The organism is Limnospira sp., assembly GCF_051859755.1.
Taxonomy (GTDB): domain Bacteria; phylum Cyanobacteriota; class Cyanobacteriia; order Cyanobacteriales; family Microcoleaceae; genus Limnospira; species Limnospira fusiformis.
In genome coordinates this window covers 1-3591 of record NZ_JBIMLI010000249.1, presented here as the reverse complement: position 1 = coordinate 3591, position 3591 = coordinate 1, and the positions used below count along the sequence as shown (strand labels likewise).

Sequence of the window (3591 nt, the reverse complement as noted above, 5' to 3'; positions counted from 1 at the left end):
GTTGAAGTCCTCACCGGGTAGTCCCCACGCCCATTTCAGCTCTATTTCATACCCGAAGGTCTCGCACCATACTTGGTCTTGTAGCGCATCGCCCTAATTGGTTCAACTAATCTGCGATTAAATTAAGCTCTCTACCACCGGGCTAGTGTTTAAAATGATATGGATGCTAGTTGTAGCTAACAGGAAGCTAATTAGCTATTTTTCCGAGACTTGCGGGAAGAGGCTGCAAACAAACCGCCAACAGCCATCAGACCTAACATAGTGGAAGGTTCAGGAACAGAAGGCACGTCACCTGTAGGAATGAAGACTTTGTAAAGACCGTTGTGGGAAGTTCCATCAGTGTACTCAGTTAGTCCAGTAGCAGTAGCACTGAAACTCCACAGATAATCAACTACTCCGTCATATTCATACCTGAGAACTTCACTAGCCTGCCAACCTGCAAACCAGTCTCCGTAGACATTACCTAAGTCCATATGTCCGGCTAAACCGATTTCAATGCCGTTTCGATCGCTTTCAATGTAGGAGATGTTGGGGTCGCTGGCGCGTTCAAAGCCATACATACCGAAAAACGCATTAAAGGCATTTCTTCTACCGATTCTTCCTAAATCAGGTTGGTAGTTGTCCAATAACTCACCAAACCAGCGGTTAGCTAAGTTGTCAGAGCCATATTGGTTCGTGAAGCCACCATCAGCAGTTGTGAACCAATCGAAGGCGTTGAGGCTACTGATAGTCAGGGTTTGGCCGTTAACTTCACCAATCAGGCTGGTCCTTGCACCACCATAGAAAGATGAGTTATACCTCCACCCGTTCATACTTTGATCATTAATGTGACTGCTGGAGAACAATTCAATGTTACCGCCGGGGGTTCCGTCTAGCCTCCGCAAAATGTCGTCGATGTTTGCAGAAGGGTTGGCATAGGTTTGGTCAACTACACCGTCACCAGTAGTGTCTCGGGCATCGTAGAGGATATAGTCGTCACCTTCGATTCTGAAGTTTTGGGCTAAGACAGGAGCGGCGACCATTGCGGTCATACCTGCGGCAAGGGAGGCACTAACTAAGAATTTGTTGATAAGTCCAGCCATGATTGAAGTCTCCTAAAGTGAATGGTTGAGGGTTGAGTTAGTCCTTTTGGGGAAGCTGTAATGCTTTACCGGAAAAGGGATTGTCTTTAATTATGATTAGTTTTTCGTAGATGACACCGCTTTTTTTCATCGGTTGTGCGCTTTTAAGTTAGGGCGCAGAGTCTTTAATATAGACATAAATTTAAGGTCTGCTGTTTTTTGACTCTGTGTTTATTATAGTTGACGGTCTGGGAAAAATCTATAAAGGTTCTGTAAAGTTATGGTGATTTTATATAAAGTTATTGCCAAATTTGATGTGGTCTAAGATGGGTATGATGAGAGGGAAAAATACTCCGTATTTATACTGCAAATGAGAGGGTTTTGGGGGTGATGTTTAAGAGATTGATCCGTATATTTAAGGGAGCCGGACTCGATGAAACCCAGACCAGTGCTGGGAATTGTCGAGAACCGGCTCCTATAATGAGTTGTGGCAAGTTAGGTATTAGCTGGCTTAGGGCTGGTGGGACTGCAAGAATTGGGCAATCCTGTCTACGGCGACTTTTAAGACTTCTGGGGGATGGACGAGAGCAAAGCGGACATATCCTTCGCCGGATTTACCAAAGCCAACGCCGGGAGATACGGCGACTCCGGTTTGTTGGACTAATTGGGCGCAGAAGCGGATAGAATCTTGACTCCAGGGTTCGGGGAGTTTTGCCCAAATGTAGAGGGTAGCTATGGGGGTAGGTACATCCCAACCGATGTCATGGAGGGCTTTAACAAAGACATCGCGCCTTTCTCGGAAGGTATCAACGGTGTGGCTAATTAATTCCTGGGGGCCGGTTAAGGCAGCGATCGCTCCATTAAGAATACCACGATACTGATTAAAGTCGATCGCCGCCTTGACCTGTCGCAGAGCCAGAATCAACTGAGGATTTCCGACGGCGAAACCGATACGGAAGCCTCCCATATTATAGGACTTGGAAAAGGTAAAAAACTCTATGGAGACGGTTTTCTGGGGGTCGGCTTGCAAGATAGAGGGGGCAATGGCATCATTATTGAGGGCATTGCCTTCTGGGAAGACAAAATCCCCGTAGGGGAAATCATGAACCAGGACGAGATCATTTTTTTGACAAAAGGCTACGGCTTCCTGAAAAAATGATAAGGGAGCGATCGCCGTTGTGGGGTTATGGGGATAACTCAAGACCATCATTTTGGCTTGAGCCAATACGGCTTCGGGAATTTCCTCAAACTTGGGCAGAAAGCCATTTTCGGCTAACATAGTCATCGGATAAATTTGCCCCCCGGCTATATATACTCCCCCAGCGTGGGAAGGATAGCCTGGATCTTGCAAGAGGGCAAAATCTCCGGGGTCCAGAATAGCTAAGGGTAGATGTCCTGTCCCTTCCTGACAGCCTATGAGTTGCAGAACTTCGGTTTCCGGGTCAACGGGTACGCCATACTTTTGAGTGTACCAGTGAGCGGCGGTATCTCGAAAATCCTTAGTATTGCGGAATAAGGCGTAACCGTGGGTTGTAGTATCGTCGAGGGAGTCCCGAATGCGATCGATAATGTGATTAGCCACAGGTACATCGGAAGAACCCAAAGACAAGTCAATGAGATCTTGTCCGGCGGCCAATGCTTTGGCTTTGGCTCGATCCATATCAGCAAATACATTAGACCGTAGAGGTTCTAGTCGCTTAGAAAATTGCATAGCATTCAACTCCGACGCAAACGGGACTCAATAAGAGATTTACAGATTCTACAGGTGAGGGTCAATCCACTCAATTAGCTTGTTTTTGGTAATTGCTCCCTCTAGGGAGGCGATAATTTCTCCGCCCATAAATAGCCTCAAGGCTGGGACCCCTTCCACTTGACAGAGTTTAACTGCTTGGGGGTTGAGGTCAACTTCTAGTTTAACTACTTTTAGGCGATCGCTGTAAGTATTTGCTACGGCTTGGACGGAGGGGGAAACCAGACGACAAGGACCACACCAGGGAGCCCAGAAGTAGGCTAAAGTCGGCTGTCCAGTATTACCCAGGACTTCGGTTTCAAATTGGGAATCTTGAATGACAATGACGTTGCTACTCATTAAATCTGCTCGGCTAGTACCACTTCCTGATCACTAATTAGATTACCATAGTGCAAAATTGTGACGAGGGCAGTCCTGAATGGGGGTGCGATCGCCAAAATGCAACAAAATTTAACTTTTGAGGGGGACAGAAGGGTGGGAGAGTCGGCGGAGGGTGATTTACCAAAGATCCTGGGTCACTAGCCCGGTCGCTTCGGTTTTGCTCAACAAGCCTTGTAGGACGGCTTTTTATGTTATACTATTTTGTCTGTGCGAAACGTTTAGGAGTGAAATAGGGCTGCAATGCCTGAAATAACTTCCTAGTGGGACTTTCACCCCTTGGTGAAATATAAGGGACTCGTACCCTGACCATCCCATAACTGTTTATATAGCATTAGTCAAGGTGGTTAGGACGCAGCTTTGAGAACGGAATCCATGGCATCATGGAGAGAATCAAACTGC

4 protein-coding genes are annotated in these 3591 nt (G+C 46.8%); 1 reads left to right on the top strand and 3 read right to left on the bottom strand.

Annotation, left to right across the window (positions count from 1 at the left end; genetic code table 11):
• Positions 1–191 precede the first annotated feature (191 nt).
• The 3 genes from ACTIE0_RS23415 to ACTIE0_RS23405 all read right to left on the bottom strand — a co-directional run bounded on the left by ACTIE0_RS23415 (position 192) and on the right by ACTIE0_RS23405 (position 3150).
• Positions 192–1082 (bottom strand): NF038130 family PEP-CTERM protein, encoded by an 891-nt coding sequence (locus ACTIE0_RS23415; protein ID WP_006667863.1) that lies wholly within the window; start codon positions 1080–1082, stop codon positions 192–194.
• A 490-nt stretch (positions 1083–1572) separates the two neighbouring features.
• Entirely contained in the window at positions 1573–2772 is a 1200-nt protein-coding gene (locus tag ACTIE0_RS23410) for an LL-diaminopimelate aminotransferase (RefSeq protein WP_006621551.1), read from the bottom strand.
• Positions 2773–2820: 48 nt separating this feature from the next.
• Positions 2821–3150 (bottom strand): thioredoxin family protein, encoded by a 330-nt coding sequence (locus ACTIE0_RS23405; protein WP_006621552.1) that lies wholly within the window; start codon positions 3148–3150, stop codon positions 2821–2823.
• A gap of 60 nt (positions 3151–3210) precedes the next feature.
• On the opposite strand from ACTIE0_RS23405, the gene ACTIE0_RS23400 reads away from it, so the two are divergent.
• On the top strand, positions 3211–3333 hold the full coding sequence (locus ACTIE0_RS23400) for a hypothetical protein (RefSeq protein WP_006621553.1): 123 nt from the start codon (positions 3211–3213) through the stop codon (positions 3331–3333).
• Positions 3334–3591: the final 258 nt, after the last annotated feature.